At 72.2% G+C, this 413-nt stretch carries 1 protein-coding gene; it reads right to left on the bottom strand.

The window, feature by feature from the left end; genetic code table 11:
- A partial coding sequence (locus tag G3I78_RS49430) for an SDR family NAD(P)-dependent oxidoreductase (protein WP_164437215.1) occupies nt 1-322 on the bottom strand: 322 nt, incomplete at its 3' end.
- Between the last annotated feature and the right edge of the window lie 91 nt (nt 323-413).

Here is a 413-nt window from a genome sequence, read left to right as displayed (position 1 = left end):
CCTCCAGCGGGGTCGAGACGAGCTCGTTGAAGCGCAGGATCCCGGCGTTGTTGACCAGGCCGTCCACCGGACCGAAGGCCTCCTTCGCGGTGGCGACGGCGGCGGCCCAGTCCTCCTCCCGGCTCACGTCGAGGCGTACGTACCGGGCGCGGTCCTCGCCCGCCTCCCCGGCTATGTCCTTGGCGACGGCGGCGCCCTGCTCGTCCAGCACGTCGCAGAGGAGCACCTTGGCGCCCTCGGCGGCGAAGAGCCGGGCCTCCTGCTCGCCCTGGCCGCGCGCCGCGCCCGTGATGACGACGACGCGCCCGTCCAGCTTGCCCATGCCCGTACTCCCAGTCGTCGAGGTGTTCGGTCGTCGAGGTGTTCAGTCGTCGAGGTGATCAGTCGTTGAGGAGGGGGCCGACCTCGGCCCC

Source organism: Streptomyces sp. SID13726 (assembly GCF_010548375.1).
GTDB lineage: Bacteria > Actinomycetota > Actinomycetes > Streptomycetales > Streptomycetaceae > Streptomyces.
The sequence above is the reverse complement of the archived record's forward strand: the minus strand, read 5'-3'. Positions and strand labels throughout refer to the sequence as shown.